Genomic DNA, 25073 nt, shown 5'->3' on the forward strand with positions numbered 1-25073 from the left:
ACAACACGATTTGGCCCGAAGGAACACGTTGTGACCGAATCCCCCTCTCGCATCGTCTTTCGCGACCCGCAGCAGAAGCTCGCCGCGCGGGTGTCAGACCTTCTGGGCCGGCTCGACCTGGCGGAGAAGATCGCCCTCCTGCACCAGCACCAGGCCGCCGTCCCCCGGCTGGACGTGTCGTCGTTCCGCACCGGGACGGAGGCTCTGCACGGTGTCGCCTGGCTCGGCACGGCAACCGCTTTCCCCCAGGCCGTCGGTCTGGCGTCCAGCTGGGATCCGGAGCTGCTGCGCCGGGTCGGCACGGCGGTCGGCACCGAGGTCCGCGCCCTGCACCACCGCGATCCGGAGAATGTCGGCCTGAACGTCTGGGCCCCGGTGGTGAACCCGCTCCGCGACCCGCGCTGGGGCCGCAACGAGGAGGGCTACTCGGAGGATCCGTGGCTGACCGGGGTGCTGAGTGTGGCGTACTCCGGCGGGCTGGCCGGGGACGATCCGCGCCGGCTGCGGACGGCGCCGACGCTGAAGCACTTCCTCGGCTACAACAACGAGACCGACCGCTGTCTGACCTCCAGCAACATGCCGCCCCGGGTGCTGCACGAATATGAGCTGCCGGCGTTCCGGCCGGCTCTGGCCGACGGGAGCGCGGTCGCCGTGATGGCCTCCTACAACCTGGTCAACGGCCGCCCGACCCACCTCAGCCCGCTGATCAACGAGGTGTTGCGGGGCTGGGCGGAGGACGACGTGATGGTCGTCGGTGACGCCTACGCGGTCCACAATCTCGCCGGTGACCAGCAGATCTTCGCGGATCATCCGGCTGGTTTCGCGGCCGCGCTGCGGGCCGGCATCGACTGTGTGACCGAGGCGGGCCCGCTGTCCGAGGAGTCGTTCCGGGCGGCGCTGGAGCGGGGGCTGCTCGCCGAGTCCGACGTGGACGACGCGGTGCGCCACATTCTGTCGGTACGGGTCCGGCTGGGCGAGTTCAGCCCCGAGGACGACCCGTACCGGGGCATCGGCCCGGAGGTGATCGACTGCCCGGAGCACCGCGCGCTGGCCCGGGAGGCGGCCCGCGCCTCGGTGGTGCTGCTCGGCAACGACGGCATCCTGCCGCTGGATCCGGCCACGGTGGGCCGGGTGGCGGTGATCGGGCCGCTGGCCGACACCACGTTCGACGACTGGTACAGCGGCACTCCGCCGTACCGCCGGACGCTGCGGGCGGCGATCGCCGAGCGGGTCGGTGAGGTGCTCCATCACGAGGGCGTGGACCGGATCGCGCTGCGCTGCGCGGCCGGCCTGCTGACCGCGGACGCGGCGACCGGACCGATCCGGATCACCGGGGCGGAGGGCACCGACGGCACCCTGTTCGACGTGCTGGACTGGGGCGAGGAGACGTTCTCGCTGCGGGCGGTGTCGAACGGCCGGTTCGTCGGTGCCGACGGCCTGGGCGCCGAGGACCATCAGCTGGTGAACGACCGGCCCGGCCCGAACGGCTGGGAGGTGCGGGAGACGTTCCGCTTCGAGCAGGTCTCCGACGGGGTGGCGGTGCTGCACGTCCAGAGTGGACGCTACCTGCTGGCGGGAGCGGACGGGCTGGTCCGGACGGCTGCCGGGGACCGGTCCGGCGCGACCGTCTTCACGGTGGATCTGCTGGTGGACGGGGTGGCGGCGGCGGCCGAGGTGGCCGCCGGCGCGGATCTGGTGGTGGTCGCGCTCGGCAATCATCCGCTGGTGGCCGGCCGGGAGACCGCGGACCGCCGGGATCTGGACCTGCCGGGCACCCAGGACGACCTGCTGCGGGCGGTGCACGCCGCGAATCCGCGGACGGTGCTGGCGCTGGCGAGCAGTTACCCGTACGCGGTGGGCTGGGCGGTGGCGAATCTGCCGGCGCTGCTCTGGTCGTCGCACGGTGGCCAGGAGCACGGGACGGCGGTGGCCGACGTGCTGTTCGGCGGGGATCGGGCGGGTGTCCCGGTGGATCCGTCCGGTCGGCTGACCCAGACCTGGTACTCCGATGCCGGGGATCTGCCGGATCTGCTCGACTACGACATCATCGCGACCGACGCCACCTACCTCTACTACCGCGGCACGCCACTGTTCCCTTTCGGTCACGGGCTTTCCTACACCGATTTCCGATACGAGAACCTGCGGCTCAGCGCCCCGGAGATCGGCCCGGAGGGTGGGGTGACCGTCACGGTGGACGTGGTGAACACCGGCGGCCGGCCCGGTACAGAGGTGGTGCAGCTCTACACCCGGCAGCAGCGGTCCCGGGTGAAGCAGCCGGTGCGGCGCCTGCGCGGCTACCGCCGGGTCACCCTCGAACCGGGCGAGCGGGCCACCGTGGAACTGCTGGTTCCCGCCGCCGAGCTGGCCTTCTGGGATGTGACCCGGTCCCGCTGGGTGATCGAGGAGGCGGTGCACACGATCGCCGTGGGCCGGTCCGCGACGGACTGGCGGCTGACCGGGACACTGCGGGTGCGGGGTGAGCGGATCCCGGCCCGGTCACCGCGGTCGGCGCTCCGGCTGATCGACAACGACGGGTACGCCGGAACCGTCCCGGTGGCGGTCGCCGAGCACGACGGCGAGGCGCTGCGCAGCACGTACCCGGGTGCCTGGGCGGTCTTCGACGGGATCGATTTCGGCCACGGCGTGACGAGTGTGCGGGCGAGTCTGGCCGCCGCCGCCGAGTTGGGCGAGGTGGTGCTGCGCCTGGACGACCCGATCTCCGGGCCGGTGCTGGCCGGTCTGCCCGCGGTGGTGGCGGCCGAGCCGGTCCAGGTGTCGGCGTCGGTGGCCCCGGTGTCCGGCGTCCACGATCTGTTCGTGATCTTCGAGGCGGAGGGCGTGACTGTGACGTCCCTGCTGTTCGATCGCTGACGGGTGGTGCCGGGCCCGCGGGCCCAGCACCACCCGACCCGGCTCAGAGCAGTGTGCCGGTGACCGTGGTTCCGGTGCGGACGACCTGGTAGGTGATGGTCTCGCCGCTCCAGAAGATGAAGGTCAGGGTCACCGGCGCGCCGTCGGTGACCTCGGCGAAGAACTCCGGAGTCAGTTTGATCGTCCCGGCCGGATAGTCGGGGCTGAACGCCCGGTCGAACTCCTTGTAGGCGGTCCAGTTGTGCGGGCCGGCGAAGCTGCCGTCGGCGTAGGTGGCGGTCATGGTGGCGAGCCGGTCCCCACGGAACGCGGTGGGCACCGTGTAGGCGTCGGTCGTCCCGGTGCTGGGCTGGACGATCGGCCGGTCGGCGGCGATCACGTCGAGCCGCCACGGCACCCCGCGGGAGAACCGCAGGGACAGCGAGGCCTTCACGCCGTACCCGTCGGTTCCGGTCAGTCTCCGCAGCAACCCCGCGCTGAGGGTGAGCTGATCGCCGGACACCTGGTAGTCGGGTCCGCGGCGCAGGGTGGTGTCGCCGAGCCGGACGTGGGTGAATCCGGTGCCGTTGGGGTTGATCGTGATGGTGCGCGCGGTGACCGGCGCGGACCGCCGGACGAACAGCAGGTCGCTGTCGGCGGTTCCGCTGCGGGTCCGCCAGCTGGTGGAGATGTGGGCGAACAGTTCGGCGTCACGCCAATCGCCGGCGGTACGGTCGAAGTGCTGGCCGTTGTCCCACAGCATGGTGGTGACTCCGGTGGTGCGGGCCAGGTGGCCGAAGAGTTCGAAGAACTTGAGCTTCTCGCCCTGTTCGATGGTGCCGGTGTGCCGGTCGAAGCCGAGCAGGCCGTACTCGCCGAGGATGACCGGGATGCCCTTGCTGATCAGGCTGTCGGTGAGCCGCTGGAAGGTGCCGAGCATCTCGGCGCGGGCGGTCTCGTCGAAGCGGTAGCCACCGGCCACGTTGACGCTGAACGGCCAGTATCCGTAGTAGTGCACGGTGGCGATCAGGAACGGGTCGTCGAGGGCGGTGAATTCGGCGGTCAGCGCGTCGAGGCGGCCCTGGTCGGCGTTGGTGTGCAGGGTGGGCAGGACGAGGAGCCGCTCGGTGTTGCCCCCGCCGCTGCCGCGCACGATCCGGTGGAAGGACGCGTTGAGCTCGGCGAGCAGGGCGTAGTTCTCCTCGTCGCCGGAGCTGCCGGCGAACTGCGGCTCGTTGACGCTCTCCAGGAGCAGTCGGGGGGACGCGTCCCGGAAGGCGCCGGCCACCTGGGTCCAGAGGGCGTTGTACCGGTTCAGCACGTTGTCGTGGTCGGTGGGCATCGTGTTGATCCACTGCCATGAGTCGTGATGGATGTCGAGCAGCACGTAGAAGCCCTCGTCCAGTGCCCAGCCGACCACCTCTTGGACGCGGGACAGATGAACCGGATCGATTCGGTACGCCGGGGCGGGGCCCTGATGCTGCCCCCAGGTGACCGGGATCCGGATGCTCTTGAAGCCCTGCGCCCGGATGTCCCGCAACAGTTCACGGGTGACCCGGGGGTTGCCCCATGAGGTCTCGTCGTCGCCGGTGGCGTCGAGGGTGTTGCCGAGGTTCCAGCCCGGCTGCATGGCTCTGGTCGTCGCGGCGGCTTTGCTGATACCGGCCGGCGCTGCCTGCGCCGGGCCGGGGCACGCCAGTCCCGCGGTGATCAGGACGAGCGTGAGCAGTCTGCCGATTAGTCGCGTCATGACGCTCCTAGTGTCGGGGAGTGGGAGCGCTCCCGCAGTGATCTCGGCAGACTATGTTCGAGCGTTGAACTATGTCAATCGATGCGCCGCGAGCCGCCGGCCGCCGGGCGGGGGATGCGCTCCGCACCGGCCGGCGACCCGTGGCACATCGACCGGCGCCGCACCGCCGCGTCGTCGAAGGGTGAGCCTTTCCGGCAGTCCCTCTGAAAAGGCGAGCACTCCCGGTTCCATACACGGAGGCTAGTACTCCGTGCATTCCACAAAAAGGCCGATCCATGGGATCCTGCACTTTCGCAGAACCGTTTCACCCACGTTCACAGGAAATTGCCGACAAGGACTCGGGCGGTGCGGCCCGGCTTCTTGACCTGCAACTTTGCAAGTTGCAGCGCTATCATCCCAAGGGCATCCCTCCAAACTGGAATTGGCACGTTCAAATCACCGGAACGCATTGTCGCGAAGCTATTGCTATCCGTAGTCTGTTGGTCAACTGATCGACCTGCATAAGTTCGATCCAGCGGGCCGGCGCTGTCACGGGGCCCGGAGGGGAGCAGCCATGCTTGTCAAAGTCCTCGACCAGATCACCGACGACGAGATGCACAAGGCCGCGTGGGAGCTCTACGAACGAGCGCTCGGGGAGATGCGCTCTCTCGCAGTCCAGCGGCACCTGATGTATCAGTCGGAGTTCGACGAGGTCATGACCGATCGGCGGGTCGAGAAATACGTCTGCATCGACGAGGAGGGCACCCTCTGCGGGCTGTCCACGTTCAGCAACGACCTCTACGCGATGCCGTTGATCTCACCTGAGTACTTCGCCCGGAAGTGGCCGGAGCTGTACCAGCAACGCCGTATCTGGTACGCCGGATTCGTCGCGGTCGACCGGGCTTCCCGTTCCTCCCGGGCGCTCCTGGAACTGATGGAGGCCATGTTCAACACCGCCTCCGCCAAGAACGGCATCATCGCCCTCGACTTCTGCCGGTACAACGACGTCAAGCGGAACATGGGGCGGGCCACCGAGCGCATCCTCAACCGGTTCGCCGGCGGCACGATGCGCGCCGAGCGGATGGACGAGGAGCAGTTCTGGGCCTACGAGTTCCCGGCCGCCGCGTGACCTGAACGGGTCAGGCTGTTCGGGATCGAGCTGTTCGGGTTCAGGCCAAGGGCTCCCTCCACATCGTCCAGAGCGGCGGCCCGTCGGGGAGTTCGATCACGGACCGGACCTGATATCCGTGTCGTAGGTAGAGATCGCGGTTACGGGGATCGTTCGCCTCCAGATAGGCGGGGATCCCGGCGCGATCGAGCCGGGCGTGATGCCGGTCGAGCAGGGCGCTGCCGACGCCCCGGTTCTGCCGGCTCGGCCGGACGGCCAGGAACGCCAGGTAGTGGTGTGGATCGAGCGGGTGTTCGGTCTCCAGCGCGGCGTCGAGCTGGTGCACCCGGTCGGCCGCGTCCGCGGCGGCCTCCTTGACCCGGCGGTCGTAGTCGGCCGGCGGCGGGATCATCGAGGTGAGCGGGAACCAGAGCGCCACCCCGTCCATCCGCCCGGTCTCGTCGGTCATGCCGTAGACCTCGCCGTACTGCACGGCGTACTCCACGAAGATCTCGAAGTACCGGGGTGAGTTGCTCCGCCGGGCCAGCGGGTCCGGAAGGAGCCAGCGGGCCACCGGGCCGTCCCACATGGCGTCGGCCACGAGTTCGGTGATCTCCGCGGTGTCCAGCGGCGAAACGTGCCGGACCACGAGTTCCTGAATGGCGTGGGTCATCAACGTTTCCCTACCTGATCGATTGGCCTGATCGGTTGAGTGCTGTGGCTGGTGCCGGCGACCGAGTGCGAGTGCGGCTTGCTGAGGTCCGGGATGTCGAGCGCGGCCCGGCCACCCCCACCGCGGCCGATCATCGCGTAGTTGTGCGGCCACACCCGTTTCATGGTCATCGCCCAGAGGGCCCCGAGCACCGCGCAGACCACGTAGGCGACCGGGAAGATCCATCGGAACGGTGAGCCCTCCGGCACCTGGAGGATGTCGCCCAGCCCGATGACGGTGGCATCGAGCACGATGCTCAGCAGGAAGAACGCGACGATCGGCGCGACCATGGCCCGCCAGACGTTCTCCCGCCCGGGATTGCGCAGGAAGAACGCGACCACCGCCGCGGACGCGCTCCACATCAGGATCAGCACGCCCAGGCCACCGATCGTGGTCAGCCAGGCGAACAGGTACACCAGAGGATCGGCGTCCAGGAACGAGTAGAAGACGATCACCGCGAGGGCCAGCACGCTCTGCGCGATCGAGCCGACCACCGGAGCGCCGGTCCGCGGATGGGTGTAGCCCCAGATGTTCGGCAGCACCCCCTCCCGGCCCAGCGCGAACTGGTAGCGCGCGACCGCCGCGTGGAAGGCCAGCAGCGCGGCGAAGATACTGGTCATGAAGAGCAGGTAGCCGATGCTGACCAGGACCTCGGGCACGTGTGGCGCGATCAGGGTGAAGACCAGGTCGGTCTTCTCCTCGGAGGCCACCGCCACGATCCGGTCCGGGCCGGTGGCGACCGACATCGCCCAGGCCGAGGCGCCGAGCAGCAGACCGGCCACGATCACCGAGAAGTGGGTGGCCCGGGCCACGGTGCGCTTCGGGTCCTTCGCCTCCTCGGAGAGCACCACCGTCGCCTCGAACCCGACGAAGCCGGCGATGGCGAGCACCATCATGGCGGCCACCTCCGGGGTGAGCAGCTGGGCCGGGCTCAGGGTGTCGAAGGTGACCGTGCCTCCGGCGGGGTTCGCGACCATGATGAAGTCGTAGACCAGCACCACCGCGATCTCCGCCGCGAGCAGCGCGCCGAGGACCTTGCCGCTGAGGTCGACCCAGAGGATGCCCAGGATCGAGACCAGGGCCCAGGCGACGAGCGCGCAGACCACCCACGAGGTGGCCAGGCCGAACGCCTCCAGCACCCCCGCCGCGACCACGCCGAACAGGCCGAACAGGCCGATCTGCATCATCGCGTAGGCGGGGAGGGCGACGAACGCGGCAGCCACCCCGAGTTCCCGGTTGAAACCGTGGCTGATGTACGAGTAGAAGGCGCCGGAGTTGACGATGTGCCTGCTCATCGCCACGAACCCGACCGTGAAGATGGACAGGATCGCGGCCACCACCAGGTAGACCACCGGGGCCGCGGTCTGCCCGATCACCGCGTAGACCGTCGAGATCCCGCCGATCACCACGGTCAGCGGGGCCGCGCCGGCGACGCCGAAGAACACCACCGACGGGACACCCAGCCGGTTGCTGGCCAGGGCCCGGGAGATGAGGTCGGGCTCGATCATCCGCCTGCGTCGTTCCATCAACACGTGTTCGGCCCAGTTGTCGACGTTGTCACGCCGGCGCTGATGGCGGCCCCTCGGACTCACCGGCGACCGACCGTGAGAGCGGAACCCACCGAGGACTCGGTGCACTCCACTATCTCGCGGAGGTCGCTGGGCAGCGACGCGATCATGCTCGGCAGTGCGTGGTAGATCTGCGGGTAGTTCTCGAACCCGTACATGACATGACGGGTGAGCCCGGTCGCCACCACGATGCCGACCAGCATCCGGTCCGGCAGGTTGAGATCCATCCCGCGGACCAGCATGTTGGCCACCCGGGTGGACGCCCACGCCGCGGCGTTGCGCTGCCGGGCGGTGTTGGGCATGTAGACGATCTGGGTGCTGCCGAGCATCCGGCGCTTCTGCACCATCTCGACGGCGCCGACCCGCATCAGCCGCTCCGCCACCCGGAGGCCGGCGTCCTGCGAGAGGAAGGCCAGCCAGGTCCGCATGTCACGGTGCTGCGGCTGGGCGTTGAGCAGGTCGAGGATGTCGTGGTCGAGCGCGTCACGAGGGGGACGCTGGTCCAGCACGAGAAGATCCCCGTCGTTGACGCCTATCCGGCCTTCGAGGACCAACTCCGCCAATAACGCGGCAGCCAGCCCCAGGCCGGTCGCACGAGGATGCAACCGGGACCGCCCGGTGCGGTCTTCGTGTGCGATCAGGTAATACTGGTCAGCCAACACTGCGTCACGCCCCTTAGACGCAAGTTCCATTGATCATTTCGCCAAAGTAGGAAACAAGACAGAACTCGATGTCCGCAGCATCATGTACCCAACACCAAGGTCAATACAAGAAGTACTAGACTTCTTATTCAGGCCCCGCTGCCGAGTGGCCCGGATAAATGATCATCAGGAATGGCGATCATGATTGGGTTACTGGATCGTGAGGTGGCGGTCGTAATATCGAACTCATCAGGACCGATGGGAGTCCAGGTGTCCGATATCGAGGGTCCGACGCTGCGCCGCCGCCGACTGGGGGCGGAGCTCAAACGATGCCGGGAAGCCGCCGGCCTGACACAACAGGATGTGTCACGCCATTTCGAGTGGCACTCGGCCAAGGTCACCCGCATCGAGACCGCCCGGGTGGCGGTCACCCCGCGGGACGTCCGCGACCTGCTCACCCTGTACGAGGTGCGGGACCAGAGCTATCGCGAGGCGCTGGTGGAGCTGGCCCGGATGTCCCGGGAGCGGACATGGTGGACGGACTACCGCGACATCATGCGCCCCGGCAACTTCGTCGGGCTGGAGGCGGCCGCCTCGGCGGTGCGCACCTGGGAGCCGGTGATCGTGCCCGGCCTGCTGCAGACGCCCGCCTACATGCGGTCACTGATGAGAAGCGGACGCCCGCTCGATCCGGAGGAGCACATCGACCGCCGGATCAACCTGCGCCTGACCCGTCAGGGCCGGCTGCGCAGCGACCGTCCACTGGAGTTCTCCGCGTTCATCGACGAGTCCGTGGTGCGCCGGACGATCGGCGGCGACGACGTCATGGCTGAACAGCTCAGGCATTTGATCGAAGTATCTAAATTGCCTAATGTCTTTCTGCGTATCCTGCCGCTCACCGTGGGTGAGCACCTCTTCCTGGGCGGCCCTGTCACTCTTCTGGAGTTCCGCGAGACCACCCATATGGATGTTGTTTATATGGAAGGCCTTGCGGGAGACTTGTACGAGGAACAGCCAGACATGGTTGACTGGTATCGACAGGAGTTCGAGCGATTGAGCGCGAAGGCGCTCGACCACCGCACGACCATCAAGACGATCGAGAGCCTGCTCGTCGCTTAGCACTCCCCGAGAAAAGTCTCAGAAAGGGAGGTGCTTGAGTTGCTCGCGCACCAGATCGACGGTGCCGTCTGGAAAAAGGGCAGCCGTAGCAACGGCAGCGGTGGCAACAACTGCGTCGAGGTAGCATTCCTCGACAAGGGAATTGCCGTCCGTGACAGCAAGGACCGAACGGGTCCGGCCCTCATGTTCACACCGGCGGAGTGGACCGCCTTTGTGGACTCCGCCAAGGACGGCGAATTCGACATCACCACTACGTAAGAGCCTACCTTTCGGGGTACGCCGTTGGAAGTGCTTCGACTTTCACGATGTGCACCCGATCGGGTTGCGGCGTTCGCCATATGAAGTGCCGCGGCAAGGCGTGGCCCGGTCGCCCTGCGGCCGGGCCACCACAAACTCGGAAATACGCGAAATGTTTTCCACTCACATTCTTCGATTTCCGAATAACGCCGAGCCGGTGCGCTTCGGATTCCGGTTCCGATCCGGCGATGATGAGGATCGGCCATCGCGCTGACCAACAGCACCCTGGGGGTCACCTGGAGTGACGCCGGGTTGACTACCGCCCGGATCGGCCGGTGGCCGACGGGCTCTCGGCGGCGACATCAGCGCGGCATCCGCGCGCCGCCCGCAACCCGCACGGCGCGCGCTGGTCTCGGCCCGCCGCCCCGTAAGCAGTTGGCCCGCATGTCGCGCACAGCCCGCACGTCGCACGTGACCCGAACATCACACGCCGCCCAGACGTCACACGCAGCTCGGACGTCGCACGTGACCCAGACGTCGCACGCAGGCCAGACGTCGCACGTGACCCGGACGTCGCACGTGGCACCGCAAGCCGCGCGTCGCGACCGCGAGTTCCGCACCCGATCCGCATCGCTGCGTTATGGCAGCTAAAATCCCTTTTGCCGCACCGATGTTCGGCCTCGGCCCCCGCTGACCGATCCGGATCACTCACGTCTGGCGCCGTACGGCCGATGGGCAGCACCGGCCCGGAAGCCATCCGGAGCCTTCGCCGACGGGAGCGGACATGCCGAAGCGATCCGGGGTCACCGACCCGGTCCTGCTGGGTCTGGTCGCTCTGGGCGTGTTCCTGGTCCCTTGGTTCCTCCGGCACGGCGATCAGCGAGCCGCCTCCTGGACCATCCAAACAGGTCTCGATGTGGCGAACACCTACTTCATCTGGCGAATCGCCACACACCCGGTCATGACACCCGCCGGACGCCGTTTCTGGTGGGCCGCGCTGCTCGCCTGTGCCGGTTGTGTGGTCGGTGACGGGTATCAGACCGTCCTGCTTTTGGCGAATCCCGCGATGACGACCATCAGCCCGGTGCAGACCGCTCTGGTGGTGGCCGGCATGGCGCTGGTGGTCGGCGCAATGCTGTGGCACCCGCTCGGTGGCGCCGGACGGCAGCGGCTGCGGCTCTGGTTCGACGCGACCACCGTACTCACCGGTGTCGCGGTCTTCCTCTGGTACTTCGTGCTGGCCACCGACCTGAGCGGGCGGCAGGCGGCCGACCGGTGGGCCGCCGCGGCCACCGCCGTGGTGATGCTGCTGATCACGTTCGGGCTGCTCAAGCTGATTCTGAGCGGCACCGCCCCGTTCACCCGGTCGGCGGGCATCGCGGCCGCGATCGGGGTGTCCGGCACCGCGTTCGCCGGCCCGGTGACGCTGGGGCTGATCGGCGACCCGGGGCCCGGCGGCGCGCTGGTGGTGCAGCTGCTGCCCTGTGTGCTGGCGTCGGCGAGCTTCCGGTTCCAGCAGACGCAGGTGTGGCGGCTGGCTCAGAAGAGGACCGGTGGTACGGCCGGGCGGTCGAGCCGGTTGCCGTACCTGGCCGTGGTGGCCACCCAGATCCTGCTGGTCGTCTCGCTCCGGGACGGCCGGGTCGACGAGCGGGTGTGGGGTGTGGCGATCGGCGCGGTGCTCATCACCGCGCTGGTGCTGGGCCGTCAGGTGGCCGCGCTGCGGGACAACGAGAGGCTGCTCACCGAGATCGACGGCCAGGCCGAGCGGTTCCGGGCGCTGGTCCAGAACACCACCGACCTGACTCTGGTGATCGGGCACGACGCGACGGTGACCTACGCGTCCCCGGCCGTGTTCCGGGTGCTCGGCATTCCGGCCGGGGACCTGGTCGGCACGTCACTGCGCGACCTAACCCATCCGGACGACCGGCAGTGGCACGCCGAGCAGGCGCAGCGGATGTTCGCGAGCCCGGGCGCCGGGGTCACCATGCAGGTGCGGTGGCGGCACGCGGACGGTTCGTACCGGTGGCTGGACCTGGTCGGCACCGATCTCGGGCACAACCCGAACGTCGGTGGCATCGTGCTGAACGCCCGGGACGCCACCGAGGCGCGGGCCCTGCACGACGAGCTGAGCCGGCAGGCCACCCATGACGCGCTGACCGGGCTGGCCAACCGGGTGCTGCTGCACCGGCGGCTGGAGGACGCCACCGAGCGGGTCGGCATGCTGCTGATCGACCTGGACGGCTTCAAGGAGATCAACGACCGGCACGGGCACCACGTCGGCGATCTGGTGTTGCAGGAGGCGGCCCGGCGGCTGGACGGTCTGCTCGGCGCCGGGGAGCTGGCGGTCCGGCTCGGCGGCGACGAGTTCGCGGTGCTGCTGCCCGGCACCGGCATGGACGCGGCGGCCCGGGTGGCCGAGCGGGTGGCGGTGGTGTTGGGCGAGCCGATGCCGATCGGCGGCACGCTGCTGCGGGTGGGCGCCAGCGTCGGCGTCGCCGAGGGCCTGCCGGGCGACGGCGACGGGCTGCTGCGCGAGGCGGACGCCGCGATGTACCGGCGTAAACGCGAGCGCAAGGCGGCCGCGGCCCCGGCGTGACACCCCTCGCGGGACGTCACGCCGGGTCACTGACTCAGGTCACCACTTGCGGTAGCTGTCCTGCGTCTGTGCGTTGAACTGCCACGAGCGGTGCTTCGCCGCCTTGCCGAGCCGGCGGTCGTCGATCTTGAGGACGTCCAGGCCCTTCTGGATGTCGTTCGAGTAGATGTAGCCGTTGTACCAGTAGGCCGACCAGGAACCACCGGTGATCGCGCGCTCGGTGCTCAGCGGGCCGCGCTCCCAGTAGGCGATCTCCTTCGGCTTCTTGGCGTCGGTGAAGTCCCAGACCGAGATGCCGCCCTGGTACCACGCCTGGACCATGATGTCCTTGCCGGCGACCGGGATCAGCGAGCCGTTGTGGGCCACGCAGTTCTCGGTGGCGGCGTTCTCGCGGGGGATCTTGAAGTAGCTCTGGAAGACGAGCTTGGCCTTCTTGCCCTTGCCCTTGATGGTGTAGATCGCGTCCGCGCCCTTGTCCGGCCCGACGGTCGGGTTGCAGGTCGCGGCGCCGCCGCCACCCAGCTCGTCGGTGAAGACGATCTTGGAGGCGTCGTTGTTGAACGTGGCCGAGTGCCAGAAGGCGAAGTTCTCCGCGTCCCGGACCGTGGTGACCACCTTCGGCTTCACCGGGTTCGAGATGTCGAAGAGCACACCGTCACCCATGCAGGCGCCGGCCGCGAGGTCCTTCTCCGGGTACGCCGTGATGTCGTGGCAACCGGTGGTGGCCGCGCTGTTCGAGTCGCCGGGGAAACCGCCGTCCTCGAAGAGCACCGGCGTCGCGGCGATGGTCGCGTCGGCCGGCTTCTTCAGCGGCACCTTCACGATGGAGATCTTGTCGTGCGGGAGCGCGCAGTTCGGCAGGCTGCTCGGTGAGTTGTTGTACGACGAGACGTACACGTACACCGACTTCTTCTTGTCCCAGCCCTTGCCCGGCACCAGGGTCAGCGTGTGCGAACCACAGGTGGTGTGCACCGACTTGACGTACTCCGGGTTGCGCGGGTCGCTGATGTCCCAGATCCGGATGCCCTCCCAGCGCGGGGTGGTCTCCGGAGCGCTGTTCGGCACCGCGACGCTGTTGCAGGAGTCGTCGCTGCGGATCGAGTCGGTCGCGGTGAAGAGCAGGTCACCGTAGATGGAGATGTCGTTCTGCCCGCCCGGGCACACCAGCTGGGTGATCGCCTGCGGGCTCCGCGGGTTGCTGATGTCGTAGACGGTGAAGCCGTTGTAGTTACCGGCGTATGCGTACTTGCCCTGGAAGGCCAGGTCACTGTTGAGTGCGCTCTCCGGGGCGAAGGCCCCGGTCTTCGGAACGTTCGCGATCTGCTTGATGTTCGGGCTGCTGACGATCTCGTCGACGCCCGGGATCGGGGCGGCGGCCTGGGCCGGCGCGGCGAACCCGAGACCGACCAGGGCAGCCACCGCTCCCAAGCTGGCCAGGCGCCTGAAACGCCCTCGTGGGGCAGAGTGCCTCATGAAGCTCCTTCCGGCTGCGAAGCACCGGCGGCACGGCGAGTCGTGTCGCCCGTACCGCTGGTGACAGCGATGTCGATCGTTACGATAACCGTGTCAGACCGTTTGTGGTGCCGCCTGCCGGAAAGGAAATACATGCAACACCGACGCGCATGGGCATTGACCGCCGCAACTCTGGCACTGGTCGGCGCGGTCGGTGTCGCCGTGCTGGCGAGGGCCTCCGGCCGGACCGAGCCGACCGCTGCCGCACCCGATCCCTCCTCCTCGGCGGTCCGGGTGCTGGTCCCGGGCCGGCCCGGCGAGTCGGCGACGGTCACCGACGCGGACGCCGTCCGGCCTCCCGAGCAGGCGCCGTACAACAAGGCCGACGTGACATACGCCCAAATGATGATCGTCCACCACGTGCAGGCGATCGAAATGGCCGATCTGGCACCCGAACGGGCCGCGAACGACGGGGTGCGCAACATCGCCGCCCGGATCAGCGCCGCCCAGGGCCCGGAGATCAGCGTGCTGCGCTCCTGGCTGGCCGGCCGGGGCCAGCCGGAGAGCGACCCCGGTCACGATCACTCCACCATGCCGGGCATGCAGCCGGCCGACAAGATGGCCGCGCTGAAGGCCGCGACCGGCGCCGACTTCGACCGGATGTTCGTCGCGATGATGACCGAACACCACTTCGGGGCGCAGGCCATGGTCGGCACCGTCCTGAAGGAGGGCTCCGAGCAGATCCTGGCCGAGATGGCCAACGAGACCGCCGTCGAGCAGGTCAGCGAGATCCGCCGGATGCGTGACCTGGGGGTGAGCTGACACTCAGAGCGGCATCCCGCCTCTCAGAGCAGCATGCCGCCGGAGACCTCGATCCGCTGGCCGGTGACCCAGCCGGTGCCCGGGCCGAGCAGCGCGGCGATCACCCCGGCGATCTCGGCCGGCTCACCGACCCGGCCCATCGCGGTCAGGGCACCCAGATGGGCCCGCACGTTCTCGTCGTCGCGCAGCATGCCGCCGCCGAAGTCGGTGGCGGTCGGGCCGGGGGCCACCACGTTGGCGGTGATGCCCCGCGGGCCGGCCTCCTTGGCCAGGTAGCGGGTGAAGACCTCGACCGCGCCCTTCATCGAGGCGTACGCCGCGTAGACACCCTCGCCGGTGAACCGGGTCAGGCCGGTGGAGAGGTTGACGATCCGGCCGCCGTCGGCGACCAGCGGCAGCAGCCGCTGGGTCAGGAAGAAGACGCCGCGGAAGTGCACGCCGAGCATCTCGTCGAAGGCCTCCACCGGGGTCCGCGCGATGGTCCCGGCATGCCCCACCCCGGCGTTGTTGACCAGGAGATCGAAATCGGTGCGGCCGAAGCGGTCGGCCAGCACCTTTCGGAGGGCGATCTCGAATTCGCCGTACGAGCCCAGGTCGCCGACCGTCAACGGCAGGTCCACGGCGTCGATCTTCGGGCCGGGATCGCCGCGGTGGGTGTAGATCACCTCGACGCCGGCGTCGATCAGTGCCAGGGCGGTGGCCCGGCCGAGTCCGCGGTTGCCGCCGGTGATCAGTGCGATTTTGGACATGGTGGTGCCTTTCTGCGGGTGGTGGGGAAAATCAGGCGCCGACGGCGGAGAGCAGACGCAGCTTCTCGTGGCTCGGTGAGCCGGGCGCCGCGGTGAAGACCAGCAGCGTCTGCAGCTGATCCGGGTCGGTCAGGGTCTGGCAGAACACGTCGATCGGCCCCAGTTCGGGGTGCAGCAGTGTCTTGGTGCCGGTGTGGGCCAGGCCGATCTCGTGGCCGGCCCAGATAGCCGCGAACTCGGCACTGCTGTCGAGCAGGGCGGCGAGGAGTTCACCGGCCCGGCCGGAGGGCAGTGCCGCGTACGCCCCGCGCAGTTGCGCCGCGAAGATCCTCGACTGCCGCTCGTGGTGCTCGGCCGGGTAGAGCCGCCGGGCCGCCGGATCGGTGAACCAGCGGAACCAGGCGCTGCGGGCCGGTCCGGTGAATCCGCTCTCGTCACCGACCAGGGCGATCGCCGGGCGGGTCTGCAGCAGGGTCTCGCCGTACCGGGAGATGACCATCGCCGGGGTGTCGGCGAGCCGGTCCACGATCCGCATCATGCCGGGGCTGATGTGGTCGTCGCGGGACACCCGCTGCGGGGTGGGGTGTCCGCCCAGCCGGAACAGGTGATCCCGCTCGTCCAGGCTCAGGTGCAGGGCCCGGGCCAGCGACGCCAGCATCTGCTCGGACGGCGCCGGGCCGCGCTGCTGCTCGATCCGGCCGTAGTAGTCGGCCGACATCCCGGCCAGGGCCGCCACCTCCTCCCGGCGCAGGCCACCGGTGCGCCGGCGGGGGCCACGGGGCAGGCCGACGTCCTCCGGCTGGGTGGACTCCCGGCGGATGCGCAGGAAGTCCGCCATCTGTGCCCGGTCCATGTCCCGATCCTCCTCCCGCCGTCCGGCCCGATGGATCAAGTCTGGACCGCGCCGCGCGCCGGATGAAGGACGCCTTCATCCCCGGACCACCTGTCCCCGGTTGGGAAGGCCAGACCGTGTGGTCATCTGTGGCTCGATTCGAGCCACAGATGACCACACGGTCTACAGCCGTTCCCGGATCCGGTCGGCGCCGGTGGCGAGCAGGTCGAACGCCTCGTCGGTGAGGTCCTCGTCGTCGCGCAGGTCGTCCAGCTTCCGGGTGAAGTCGTCGATCTTGCGGGCGGCGCCCCGGGTGTCGCCGCGGTCCAGGCGCTTGGCGGCGTCCTTCAGGCGGCGGATCAGTTTGTCGGCGTCGTCCTCGATCTGGTCCTGGTCCTCCAGGGCGTCGACCGCGGTGATCAGGCCGGAGATCAGTTCGGCCGCGGTGGCCGGGCGCTGGGTGACCGGGGCGGTGGTCGGCGCGGTGCTCTCGGCCGGTTCCGCCGACTCGCCGGCCTCCGGTTCCGGCTCGGTGGCCGCCGGCGCGGGGCCGGGGGCCGAGGCGATCGGGGCCGGAGCCGAGGCGGGGACCGGGTCGGCGGCATCGTCGCCGGAGAACATCCACACCACCAGGCCCAGCAGGACGACGCCCGCGACACCCCCGGCGATCAGGGCGGTGCGCCGGTGGTTGGCCGCGCGGTACACGCTCCGCTGCGGAACCACCGGCAACACGGTGGTGGGCTGGTGAGGATCGTGCGGCTCGTGCATCGCGCCATCATGCCAAAGCCGACATCCGACAGGTCGGAGGCGGAGCGGCCGGGGGTGCCGGGCCGCCCGGTGGGAGGTCAGAGGCGGACCGGGAGCTCCCAGAGGCCGCGCAGCAGGATGCCGGGGCGCCAGCGCAGGTCCTCCGGCGCGACCGCCAGCCGCAGGTCGGGAAAGCGGTCCATCAGGGCGGTGAAGGCGATCTGCGCCTCCAGCCGGGCCAGCGGGGCGCCGAGGCAGTAGTGGATGCCGTGCCCGAACGCGAGATGCGGGTTGTGCGCCCGGTCCAGCTGGAGGTCGTCGCCGCCGGGGAAACGGTCGCCGTCCCGGTTGGCGGAGAGCAGCGCGATCATCACCGGCTCACCGGCCTCGACGGTCTCGCCACCGATCTCCAGAGTCTCGGTGGCGACCCGGAAGGTGGACGTCTCGACGGGTCCCTCGTACCGCAGGAACTCCTCGATCGCGGTGGGCAGCAGACCGCGGTCGCCGCGCAACCGCGCCCACCGCTCCCGGTCGCGCAGCAGGAGGTAGGTGCCGTTGCCGATCAGGTTGACGGTGGTCTCGTGCCCGGCGATGAGCAGCAGAAAGACCATCGAGGACAGCTCCTGCTCGGTGAGCCGGTCCTCCGCGTCGCGCACCTGGATCAGGCCGGCCAGCAGGTCGTCGCCGCCGTGCGCGCGGCGGTCGGCGAGCAGCTTGCCGATGTAGGCGATCATGTCCTGGAACGCCGGGGCGAGCCGGTCGCCGGCCATCGCGCCGGTGACGATCACGGTGGACCACTCGCGGAAGTCGTCGCGATCGGCGGCGGGCACCCCGAGCAGCTCGCAGATCACCTGGATGGGCAGCGGGAAGGCGAAGGTGTCGATCAGGTCGGCCTCGGGCCGGCCGTCGATCGCGTCGAGCAGGCCGGTGGCGATCTCCTCGATGCGCGGGCGGAGCGCCTCGATCCGGCGGACCGTGAAGGCCGCCGAGACCAGCCGGCGCAGGCGGGTGTGGTCGGGCGGGTCGACGGCCAGCATGTGCCGGGAGATCGCCGCGGTGATGCCGGACTGCCCGGCCGAGGCCGCGCCGGAGCCCATCGCCAGCACCGACTTGGACAGCCGCGGGTCGGCCAGCGCCCGCCGGCCGTCCTCATATCGGGTGACCAGCCAGACTTTCAGGCCGCTGGGCAGCGTGACCCGGCGGACCGGGCCGGTGCGGCGCATCTCGGCGTAGGCCGGATAGGGATCGCTGATGAAAGCCGGGTCGGTGAAATCGATCATTTCGCCCCTCCGCACCGCCGGGAACCGAAAACCGACGATACGCGCCGGTACGGCCCCCGGCAGCCCCGTTCGGGTCAGACCGGGCGGCGGCGTGGCGAGCGTGGGGGGCGGATCGGCAGGTGGGCGCGGCGGCTGGTGGGGCGCCACAGACGGCGCGGGCGGTGTTCGCCGGACGCCACCACGATGACTACGTACGCCAGGTGCGGTTCGGGACTGGCCACTGGTGCGGATCACCTCCAGGGAAGGGGTCCACTATCCGCCGGGCCGGTCTGCGGTGGCCGGTCGTTCAGAGTTTCTTAAAGATCATCTGCATCTGCGGTAAGCAACCTGGCAGGAACGGCTATCAGGGTGGCCTACTACCCTCCTGGGGACCTCTCACGCCGATGGAGTTGCCGCGCAGCCATGTTCTTCCGCACCCTCCGGAACACCGCAGCAGTAGTGTCATTGTTGATCATGGCTGGTTGCACCGCCAGCGCCCAGCCCTCCGGCCACCCCGCGGCCGCGCAGACGGCCTCGTCCGGGCCGTCCTATCCGATACCGGAGGCTCCATCCGCGCCGGAGTCCGGGTCGGTGATCCGGCCGAACATCGTCTTCGTGCTGGTCGACGACCTGTCGATGAACCTCGTGCAGTACATGCCGAACGTGCGCAAGCTGCAGCAGGACGGCACCACGTTCACCAACTACACGGTGACCGACTCGCTGTGCTGCCCGTCCCGGGCCTCGATCTTCAAGGGCCAGTTCCCGCACAACACCGGGATCGTCAAGAACCACGGGTCGGACGGCGGGTTCCGGCTCTTCCACAGCCGGGGCCAGGAGAAGTCCACCTGGGCCACCGACATGCAGGCGACCGGCTACCGGACCGCCTTCATGGGCAAATACCTGAACGAGTACCACGCCAAGCTCACCATGGGCACCGGTAAGCCGTACGTGCCGCCGGGCTGGGACGAGTGGGCGGTCGGCGGCAACGCCTACGACAACTTCAACTACGAGCTGAACGAGAACGGCACCGTGGTGAAGTACGGCGACAAGCCGGAGCACTACATGACCGACGTGCTGTCCGCGAAGGCCTCGAACTTCATCACCACCACCGCCGCGGCCGGGCAGCCGTTCATCATCGAGGTCTCCACGTACGCGCCGCACTCGCCGTTCACCCCGGCCCCGCGCGACGCCGACCTGTTCAAGGGCCTGACCGCGCCCCGTCCGCCGGCCTGGGACAAGGTGCCGGAGGGCTCGGTCTGGCAGCCCGCCGACATGAAGCTCACCCCGAAGCAGAAGACCCGGATGGACCTGGAGTTCCGCAAGCGGGTGCAGTCGGTGCAGTCGGTGGACAAGATGATCGGCTCGCTGCGGCAGACCCTCGCCACCGCCGGGATCGCCGACAAGACGCTGGTGATCTTCAACTCGGACAACGGCTACCACATGGGCGAGTACGCGCTGCCCTCCGGCAAGCAGACCGCCTACGACACCGACGTCAACGTGCCGCTGGTGGTGGCCGGTCCCGGAGTGAAGGCCGGGCAGACCGTCGACCTGATCGTGGAGAACATCGACTTCCGGCCCACCTTCGTGGACTGGGCCGGCGCGTCCGCCCCGAGCGAGACCGACGGGCGCAGCTTCGTGCCGCTGCTCGCCGGGGAACAGCCGGCCGACTGGCGGACCACGGCACTGATCGAGCACCACGATCCGGCCACCGACCCGGCCGACCCGGACTACCAGCACGACAGCAAGAACATCCCGCCGTCGTACGACGCACTGCGCACCGCCACGTTCACCTACATCGAGTACGTGGACGGCACGGTGGAGTACTTCGACCGGCAGGCCGACCCGCACATGCTGAAGAACACCGCCGGGACACTCACCCCGGAACGGCTCGCCGAGCTGCGGACCGTCCTGCGGGGCATGGCCACCTGCATCGGCGCGGACGCCTGCGGACGGGTCTCCCGCCAGCTCAGCTGAGCCAGCTCGGGGCGCTCTGCCCGCTCGGCCCACCGTAGGCCGAGCCGGGCCGGGCGCCCCGCCGCACCGTCGGATACACGCTCGAATGCACCTGCCAGGACGGCTGCCGGGGCTGCGCCTCGGCCATCGCCTGGATCAGCACGTGCAGGATGTCCCCCAGCGCCACGTGCAGACGGCTGTCGGTGACCAGTCCCGACTCGTCGACGGCGGCCATCTCCAGCGGGATCCGCACACAGGCCGGGGCCATCACCCGGGCGCTGCCGTGGCCCAGCACCGACTCCAGGGCCGCCCGGGCGCCGTCGTCGCGGCCGGGGCCGACCACCGACAGCCAGGCGGCCGGTTTGCCGTCCAGATCGCCGCCGTCGACCAGCCAGTCCAGCAGGTTCTTCAGACTGCCGGGCAGGGAGCCGGCGTACTCCGGAGTGCTGAACAGGATCGCGTCGGCGGTGGCGACCAGCTCCCGCAGCTCCACGATCTCGGCGGGTGGCTCCTCACCGGGGGCGAAGGCGGGCAGGGCGCGGAGTCCCCCGTACAACATGGTGGTGATCTCCGGCGGCGCGAAGCGGGCGGCGGTCCGCAGGGCGGCGGTGTGCAGGGACCCGTCCCGGGTGCTCCCCGGAATGAGCAGAACGCAGGTCATGCCGCCGACGATACGGCCCGTGCGGGCCGATGCCGGACGCCCGATCGGGTGTCGCCGTGCCGGAATGACACTGAGGCCCTCCCCGGAATCGGGAAGGGCCTCAGTCGGTCGTGCGCCGCGTAGGACTTGAACCTACAACCCGCGGATTAAGAGTCCGCTGCTCTGCCAGTTGAGCTAGCAGCGCCTTTCGACGTGGAGAACATTAACACCCGCCGGACGGTGCCCGCCAATCGGGGTGACCAGGGAAACAATGAGGCCCCCTCCGGAATCGGAGAGGGCCTCAGACGGTGCGCCGCGTAGGACTCGAACCTACAACCCGCGGATTAAGAGTCCGCTGCTCTGCCAGTTGAGCTAGCAGCGCTTGCCGTACGACACCAACGCTAGCACGGGCTGAGAAGATCCTTGGAATCGGCCCTTTCCCCCCACAAGGGGGACCCGCAACTTGCACACATGCGTCAGGATGACTCCGCCGAGAACTGTAGAACGGGGCCCCCGACGATGTCTTCCCTCCGCCGCCGCTTCGCGGCGATCCTGGCCGTTGGCCTGATCGCCCCTCTCGCCGCCTGCGGCGACGACTCCGAACCGAGCTTCTCCGACCCCGCCTCCGCGGTCGGCGCCTCGACCGGCGCATCGGCCGGCGCGCCGGTGACCGAGAGCACCACCACCGAGCCGGCCGGGCCGGTGACGCTCTCCGTCACCCCCGCCGCGAACAAGAAGAACGTGCCGATCAGCGCCGAGATCGGGGTGAAGGTGAGCGGTGGCGAGGTCACCACCGTCACGCTCACCGACGCCAAGGGCAAGAACGTGGCGGGCAAGCTGCGCGAGGACGGCTCCTCGTGGGTGCCGGCCAAGCCCCTGAAGACCCAGCAGAAGTACGAGGCGAAGGTCACCGCCACCGGCACCGACGGGCAGACCACCAGCGCCACCACGTCGTTCACCACGATGGGCGCGGCCGGGCGCAAGACCGGCACCGGGCTCTACCTCTTCGACGACCGGACCTACGGCGTGGCCATGCCGGTGGTCGTCGAGTTCAACCCGGGCATCAAGAAGGCCGACCGGGCCGCCGTGCAGAAGCGGATGTTCGTCGAGACCACGCCGAAGCAGGAGGGCGTCTGGTCCTGGACCTCGTCCGGCACCCAGGCGTACTACCGGGCCGAGAACTACTGGGAGAGCGGCACCGAGCTGAAGGTGCGCATCGCGGTCGGCGGCCTGCCCACCGGCAAGAACATCTACGGCGACCGGGACCGTTCGGCCACCGCGAAGATCGGCCGCAAGCTGGAGATGAAGGTCGACAACAAGACCAAGAAGATGACCGTCCTGGAGGACGGCGAGACGATCAAGACGATGCCGGTCAGCCTCGGCAAGTCGAGCACCCCGTCGTCCAGCGGCCACATGGTCATCATGGAGAAGAAGGCGGCCACCGTCTTCGACACCACCGACACCGACGGCGCCGACGGCTACGTCACCAACATCGAGTACGCCCAGCGCATCACCTGGAGCGGCCAGTACATCCACTCCGCCCCGTGGTCGGTCGGCGACCAGGGCCGGCGCAACGTGTCGCACGGCTGCATCAACGTGTCCCCGGCCAACGCCCGCTGGATCTTCAACAAGACCCTGATCGGCGACCCGATCGTGGTGAAGGGCACCAGCGACAAGCTGTCGTACGGCAACGGCTGGACGCCGTGGGACGTCAGCTGGGAGGAGTTCCAGAAGGGCAGCGCTCTCTGAGTCTCCTCGTGGATTCGTCTCCCCGGCGGGGTACTCGACGGCGTAAGACCGGTCACGGCACGAAACCGGGATTGGTCTGACGCCGGTTTTCGAGCAATATTGGGCGCCGGGGAGAACGACGCCGTGAGGAGACCATGGAGATGGATGGAAATCGGTCGGCCGGTCGAACCGGCCGCGGGCGACTACGCCTGGCCGTGACCGTGGTGCTCGCGAGCACACTGCTGCTCACCGCGGCGTGCAGCGGCGGCGACAAGCCCTCCTGGCAGGGTGGTGGCGAGACCGAGTCCACCACCCAGTCGCAGGCGCCCGCGCCCGCCCTGAGCACGGTCGCGGTGACCTCACCCGCGGCCGACGCGAAGAGCGTCGAGATCTGGTCCGAGGTCAAATACGACAGCGACGACCCGGCCAACACCGACGTCGTCGTCACCAACGCCAAGGGCACCGAGGTCAAGGGCACCGTCGACAAGGACAAGAACGTCTGGGTGCCGAGCGACTCCCTGGCGTGGAACACGAAGTACACGGTGACCGCGACCACCCCCGCCGCCGACGGCAAGAACAACACCACCACCAGCTCCTTCACCACGATGAAGGAGCCGTCGAAGGTGGTGCGGGTGACGAGCTTCATGGGCGACGGCCAGACCGTCGGCGTCGGCATGCCGCTGATCATGAAGTTCGGCCGCTCCATCCCGGAGAAGTACCGGGCCGAGGTCGAGCGCCGGATGACGGTCACCGCCAAGCCGGCCCAGGAGGGCACTTGGCGCTGGATCAGCGCCACCGAGGTGCACTACCGGCCGAAGACGTACTGGAAGGCCGGCACCGAGATCTTCTACGCCGTGAAGCTGAAGGGTGTGGAGATCGGCGACGGGTGGTACGGCCGCTCCAACCTGACCGTGGACCTGAAGGTCGGCCGTGAGCTGATCATGACGGTGTCGAACAAGACCAAGAAGATGACGGTCAAGGAGAACGGCAAGGTCATCAAGACCATCCCGGTCAGCCTCGGCAAGCCCAGCACCCCGTCGTCCAGCGGCACCATGGTGGTGATGGAGAAGAAGGCGCACACCATCTTCGACACCACCGACGAGGACCCGGTCAACGGCTACAAGACGCCGATCGACTGGGCGCAGCGGATCACCTACAGCGGCCAGTTCATCCACGCCGCCCCGTGGTCCGAGGGCAAGCAGGGCCGGACCAACGTGTCGCACGGCTGCGTCAACGTCTCCGAGAAGCTCGGCGAGTGGCTGTTCAACAAGACTCTGATGGGCGACGTGATCACGGTCACCGGCACCGAGGAGAAGCTGAAGAACGGCAACGGCTGGACGGACTGGAACATGAGCTGGGAAGAGTACAAGAAGGGCAGCTACCTGAACTGAGGTCGCTCCCCCGGCTTGAAAAGGTGGGCTCCCCGGTCGGGGGCCCACCTTTTTTCATGAGAACGCCCCGGTCACCACGGCTTCCTCGCCGTCGGCGGTGGCGATCGCGCCGTATCGGTCGGTGCCGGGGTTCCGGGGGCCTTCGGGGTGGGTGTACTGGGCGGCGAAGATGTAGGTGCCCGGGGCCAGGGTGCCGTGTTTCAGGGTGAACCGGTAGACGAAACGTTCTTTCTCCTCGGTCACCGTCGCGGTGATCATCTCGGCCGGGATCGAGGTCCACTGCCCGGCCTCGGCCACCCCACCGGCCCGACCCACCTCGATCACCATGTCCAGGGCGGTGATCGCGGCGGTCGTGGTCAGGGTGACGTTGCTCTGCCCCCAGGTACTGATCGAATGCTGGTCGATCTCGGCGGCCGAACTGAGGAACCCGTCGGCCGGCCGCCAGAGCGGTTCGCCCCGCCGCGAACCGTCCTCATCCGCCTCCGGCGGGCCGTCCCCGCGCAGCTCCTTCTCGCGGCCCCCACCATCCTCGCCACCTTCGATGCTCTTCTCGCTTTCGCCGGTCTCGCCGCTTCTGTTGCTTTCGCCGGGAATGCGGTCGGGGAGCGAGGGGGAAGGGACGGGAGTCGTGCCGGGCGACGTCGGGACTCCGCCGACGGCGGGGACCGGGAACGGCTCCGGGACCTCGCCCTCGCTGAGGAAGCGGATCCCCGAGAAGCCCGCGACCAGGGTCGCGACCACCGAGAGAGCCGCGGTGGCCGGGCGGGCCGACCGCACCCACCAAGCGCGAGAACCATCGACCGGCCGGACCAACCGGACCCACCAAGCGCGAGACCCATCGGCCGGGCCTGGTGACAGGTGCCAGCCGGCGCGGGACGGCTTCGTGCGTTGCCGGATGGTTCGGGTCAGGATGGCGTCGCGGTCCGGGATGTGCCGG

Annotated in this window: 21 protein-coding genes and 2 tRNA genes; 10 read left to right on the forward strand and 13 right to left on the reverse strand. The window is 69.0% G+C overall.

Going from position 1 to position 25073, the window contains the following annotated elements; translation table 11 throughout:
- Positions 1-30: 30 nt before the first annotated feature.
- Positions 31-2871, forward strand: coding sequence for a glycoside hydrolase family 3 C-terminal domain-containing protein (locus ACQ0O7_RS17175; RefSeq protein WP_430783086.1), 2841 nt, complete (start codon positions 31-33; stop codon positions 2869-2871).
- A 43-nt stretch (positions 2872-2914) separates the two neighbouring features.
- On the opposite strand, the gene ACQ0O7_RS17180 is transcribed toward ACQ0O7_RS17175, so the two are convergent.
- Positions 2915-4600 carry a cellulase family glycosylhydrolase gene (locus tag ACQ0O7_RS17180; RefSeq protein ID WP_430783087.1) on the reverse strand — a complete coding sequence of 562 codons (1686 nt, stop codon included), beginning with the start codon at positions 4598-4600 and terminating at the stop codon, positions 2915-2917.
- An 81-nt stretch (positions 4601-4681) separates the two neighbouring features.
- Here ACQ0O7_RS17180 and ACQ0O7_RS17185 point away from each other — a divergent pair, with 81 nt between their 5' ends.
- Positions 4682-4807 (forward strand): hypothetical protein, encoded by a 126-nt coding sequence (locus tag ACQ0O7_RS17185; protein WP_430783088.1) that lies wholly within the window; start codon positions 4682-4684, stop codon positions 4805-4807.
- 346 nt (positions 4808-5153) lie between these two features.
- Positions 5154-5708 (forward strand): hypothetical protein, encoded by a 555-nt coding sequence (locus ACQ0O7_RS17190; protein ID WP_430783089.1) that lies wholly within the window; start codon positions 5154-5156, stop codon positions 5706-5708.
- Positions 5709-5748: 40 nt separating this feature from the next.
- Here the strand turns inward: ACQ0O7_RS17190 and ACQ0O7_RS17195 are convergent, their stop codons facing one another.
- The 3 genes from ACQ0O7_RS17195 to ACQ0O7_RS17205 form a co-directional block, all read right to left on the reverse strand.
- Positions 5749-6360 carry a GNAT family N-acetyltransferase gene (locus tag ACQ0O7_RS17195; protein ID WP_430783090.1) on the reverse strand — a complete coding sequence of 204 codons (612 nt, stop codon included), beginning with the start codon at positions 6358-6360 and terminating at the stop codon, positions 5749-5751.
- Entirely contained in the window at positions 6360-7907 is a 1548-nt protein-coding gene (locus tag ACQ0O7_RS17200) for an APC family permease (protein ID WP_430783091.1), read from the reverse strand. Before ACQ0O7_RS17200 ends, ACQ0O7_RS17195 begins: the two co-directional genes overlap by 1 nt.
- A gap of 80 nt (positions 7908-7987) precedes the next feature.
- Positions 7988-8629 (reverse strand): GOLPH3/VPS74 family protein, encoded by a 642-nt coding sequence (locus ACQ0O7_RS17205; protein ID WP_430783092.1) that lies wholly within the window; start codon positions 8627-8629, stop codon positions 7988-7990.
- Positions 8630-8878: 249 nt separating this feature from the next.
- Here ACQ0O7_RS17205 and ACQ0O7_RS17210 point away from each other — a divergent pair, with 249 nt between their 5' ends.
- The 3 genes from ACQ0O7_RS17210 (at position 8879) to ACQ0O7_RS17220 (ending at position 12563) form a co-directional block, all read left to right on the forward strand.
- Positions 8879-9727 carry a helix-turn-helix domain-containing protein gene (locus tag ACQ0O7_RS17210; RefSeq protein WP_430783093.1) on the forward strand — a complete coding sequence of 283 codons (849 nt, stop codon included), beginning with the start codon at positions 8879-8881 and terminating at the stop codon, positions 9725-9727.
- A gap of 39 nt (positions 9728-9766) precedes the next feature.
- On the forward strand, positions 9767-9985 hold the full coding sequence (locus ACQ0O7_RS17215) for a DUF397 domain-containing protein (protein WP_430783317.1): 219 nt from the start codon (positions 9767-9769) through the stop codon (positions 9983-9985).
- A 763-nt stretch (positions 9986-10748) separates the two neighbouring features.
- Complete coding sequence (locus ACQ0O7_RS17220; RefSeq protein ID WP_430783094.1) at positions 10749-12563, forward strand: diguanylate cyclase domain-containing protein; 1815 nt, start codon at positions 10749-10751, stop codon at positions 12561-12563.
- Between the two features lie 39 nt (positions 12564-12602).
- On the opposite strand, the gene ACQ0O7_RS17225 is transcribed toward ACQ0O7_RS17220, so the two are convergent.
- The gene (locus tag ACQ0O7_RS17225) at positions 12603-14036 is read right to left on the reverse strand and encodes an LVIVD repeat-containing protein (RefSeq protein ID WP_430783096.1); all 1434 of its coding nucleotides are present in this window, start codon (positions 14034-14036) and stop codon (positions 12603-12605) included.
- Between the two features lie 132 nt (positions 14037-14168).
- On the opposite strand from ACQ0O7_RS17225, the gene ACQ0O7_RS17230 reads away from it, so the two are divergent.
- Positions 14169-14837 carry a DUF305 domain-containing protein gene (locus ACQ0O7_RS17230; RefSeq protein WP_430783097.1) on the forward strand — a complete coding sequence of 223 codons (669 nt, stop codon included), beginning with the start codon at positions 14169-14171 and terminating at the stop codon, positions 14835-14837.
- 23 nt (positions 14838-14860) lie between these two features.
- Here the strand turns inward: ACQ0O7_RS17230 and ACQ0O7_RS17235 are convergent, their stop codons facing one another.
- From ACQ0O7_RS17235 to ACQ0O7_RS17250, 4 genes are all read right to left on the reverse strand, one after another.
- Positions 14861-15586 carry an SDR family NAD(P)-dependent oxidoreductase gene (locus ACQ0O7_RS17235; protein ID WP_430783098.1) on the reverse strand — a complete coding sequence of 242 codons (726 nt, stop codon included), beginning with the start codon at positions 15584-15586 and terminating at the stop codon, positions 14861-14863.
- A 31-nt stretch (positions 15587-15617) separates the two neighbouring features.
- Positions 15618-16439, reverse strand: coding sequence for a helix-turn-helix transcriptional regulator (locus tag ACQ0O7_RS17240; protein ID WP_430783100.1), 822 nt, complete (start codon positions 16437-16439; stop codon positions 15618-15620).
- A gap of 162 nt (positions 16440-16601) precedes the next feature.
- Positions 16602-17186, reverse strand: a complete 585-nt coding sequence (locus ACQ0O7_RS17245) for an FIMAH domain-containing protein (protein ID WP_430783102.1) — start codon at positions 17184-17186, stop codon at positions 16602-16604.
- 77 nt (positions 17187-17263) lie between these two features.
- Positions 17264-18445, reverse strand: coding sequence for a cytochrome P450 family protein (locus tag ACQ0O7_RS17250; RefSeq protein WP_430783104.1), 1182 nt, complete (start codon positions 18443-18445; stop codon positions 17264-17266).
- Between the two features lie 453 nt (positions 18446-18898).
- Here ACQ0O7_RS17250 and ACQ0O7_RS17255 point away from each other — a divergent pair, with 453 nt between their 5' ends.
- A complete protein-coding gene (locus ACQ0O7_RS17255) occupies positions 18899-20398 on the forward strand; it encodes a sulfatase family protein (RefSeq protein ID WP_430783106.1) in 1500 nt (499 codons plus the stop codon).
- Here ACQ0O7_RS17255 and ACQ0O7_RS17260 read toward each other — a convergent pair.
- From ACQ0O7_RS17260 to ACQ0O7_RS17270, 3 genes are all read right to left on the reverse strand, one after another.
- Positions 20391-21038: an NADPH-dependent FMN reductase gene (locus tag ACQ0O7_RS17260; RefSeq protein WP_430783107.1), complete on the reverse strand. Its 648-nt coding sequence runs from the start codon at positions 21036-21038 to the stop codon at positions 20391-20393. The two genes, ACQ0O7_RS17255 and ACQ0O7_RS17260, sit on opposite strands and share 8 nt — an antisense overlap.
- 111 nt (positions 21039-21149) lie before the next feature.
- Positions 21150-21222: transfer RNA gene (locus tag ACQ0O7_RS17265), tRNA-Lys, on the reverse strand.
- Positions 21223-21326: 104 nt separating this feature from the next.
- Positions 21327-21399, reverse strand: a tRNA-Lys gene (locus ACQ0O7_RS17270).
- Between the two features lie 137 nt (positions 21400-21536).
- On the opposite strand from ACQ0O7_RS17270, the gene ACQ0O7_RS17275 reads away from it, so the two are divergent.
- Positions 21537-22766, forward strand: coding sequence for an Ig-like domain-containing protein (locus ACQ0O7_RS17275; protein WP_430783109.1), 1230 nt, complete (start codon positions 21537-21539; stop codon positions 22764-22766).
- A gap of 134 nt (positions 22767-22900) precedes the next feature.
- Positions 22901-24136, forward strand: a complete 1236-nt coding sequence (locus tag ACQ0O7_RS17280) for an Ig-like domain-containing protein (RefSeq protein ID WP_430783111.1) — start codon at positions 22901-22903, stop codon at positions 24134-24136.
- Positions 24137-24190: 54 nt separating this feature from the next.
- Here ACQ0O7_RS17280 and ACQ0O7_RS17285 read toward each other — a convergent pair whose 3' ends face one another.
- Positions 24191-24913 carry a hypothetical protein gene (locus ACQ0O7_RS17285; protein WP_430783112.1) on the reverse strand — a complete coding sequence of 241 codons (723 nt, stop codon included), beginning with the start codon at positions 24911-24913 and terminating at the stop codon, positions 24191-24193.
- Between the last annotated feature and the right edge of the window lie 160 nt (positions 24914-25073).

Origin of the sequence: Actinoplanes sp. G11-F43 (genome assembly GCF_050589265.1) — a bacterium.
Lineage (GTDB): Bacteria > Actinomycetota > Actinomycetes > Mycobacteriales > Micromonosporaceae > Actinoplanes.

Coding starts and splice junctions, on each gene's coding strand:
- ACQ0O7_RS17230 (WP_430783097.1), top strand. CDS start 14,169: ATGCAACACCGACGCGCATGGGCATTGACCGCCGCAACTCTGGCACTG.
- ACQ0O7_RS17245 (WP_430783102.1), bottom strand. CDS start 17,186: ATGCACGAGCCGCACGATCCTCACCAGCCCACCACCGTGTTGCCGGTG.
- ACQ0O7_RS17250 (WP_430783104.1), bottom strand. CDS start 18,445: ATGATCGATTTCACCGACCCGGCTTTCATCAGCGATCCCTATCCGGCC.
- ACQ0O7_RS17240 (WP_430783100.1), bottom strand. CDS start 16,439: ATGGACCGGGCACAGATGGCGGACTTCCTGCGCATCCGCCGGGAGTCC.
- ACQ0O7_RS17200 (WP_430783091.1), bottom strand. CDS start 7,907: ATGATCGAGCCCGACCTCATCTCCCGGGCCCTGGCCAGCAACCGGCTG.
- ACQ0O7_RS17260 (WP_430783107.1), bottom strand. CDS start 21,038: ATGACCTGCGTTCTGCTCATTCCGGGGAGCACCCGGGACGGGTCCCTG.
- ACQ0O7_RS17180 (WP_430783087.1), bottom strand. CDS start 4,600: ATGACGCGACTAATCGGCAGACTGCTCACGCTCGTCCTGATCACCGCG.
- ACQ0O7_RS17225 (WP_430783096.1), bottom strand. CDS start 14,036: ATGAGGCACTCTGCCCCACGAGGGCGTTTCAGGCGCCTGGCCAGCTTG.
- ACQ0O7_RS17275 (WP_430783109.1), top strand. CDS start 21,537: ATGTCTTCCCTCCGCCGCCGCTTCGCGGCGATCCTGGCCGTTGGCCTG.
- ACQ0O7_RS17255 (WP_430783106.1), top strand. CDS start 18,899: ATGGCTGGTTGCACCGCCAGCGCCCAGCCCTCCGGCCACCCCGCGGCC.
- ACQ0O7_RS17185 (WP_430783088.1), top strand. CDS start 4,682: ATGCGCCGCGAGCCGCCGGCCGCCGGGCGGGGGATGCGCTCCGCACCG.
- ACQ0O7_RS17220 (WP_430783094.1), top strand. CDS start 10,749: ATGCCGAAGCGATCCGGGGTCACCGACCCGGTCCTGCTGGGTCTGGTC.
- ACQ0O7_RS17195 (WP_430783090.1), bottom strand. CDS start 6,360: ATGACCCACGCCATTCAGGAACTCGTGGTCCGGCACGTTTCGCCGCTG.
- ACQ0O7_RS17190 (WP_430783089.1), top strand. CDS start 5,154: ATGCTTGTCAAAGTCCTCGACCAGATCACCGACGACGAGATGCACAAG.
- ACQ0O7_RS17280 (WP_430783111.1), top strand. CDS start 22,901: ATGGAGATGGATGGAAATCGGTCGGCCGGTCGAACCGGCCGCGGGCGA.
- ACQ0O7_RS17235 (WP_430783098.1), bottom strand. CDS start 15,586: ATGTCCAAAATCGCACTGATCACCGGCGGCAACCGCGGACTCGGCCGG.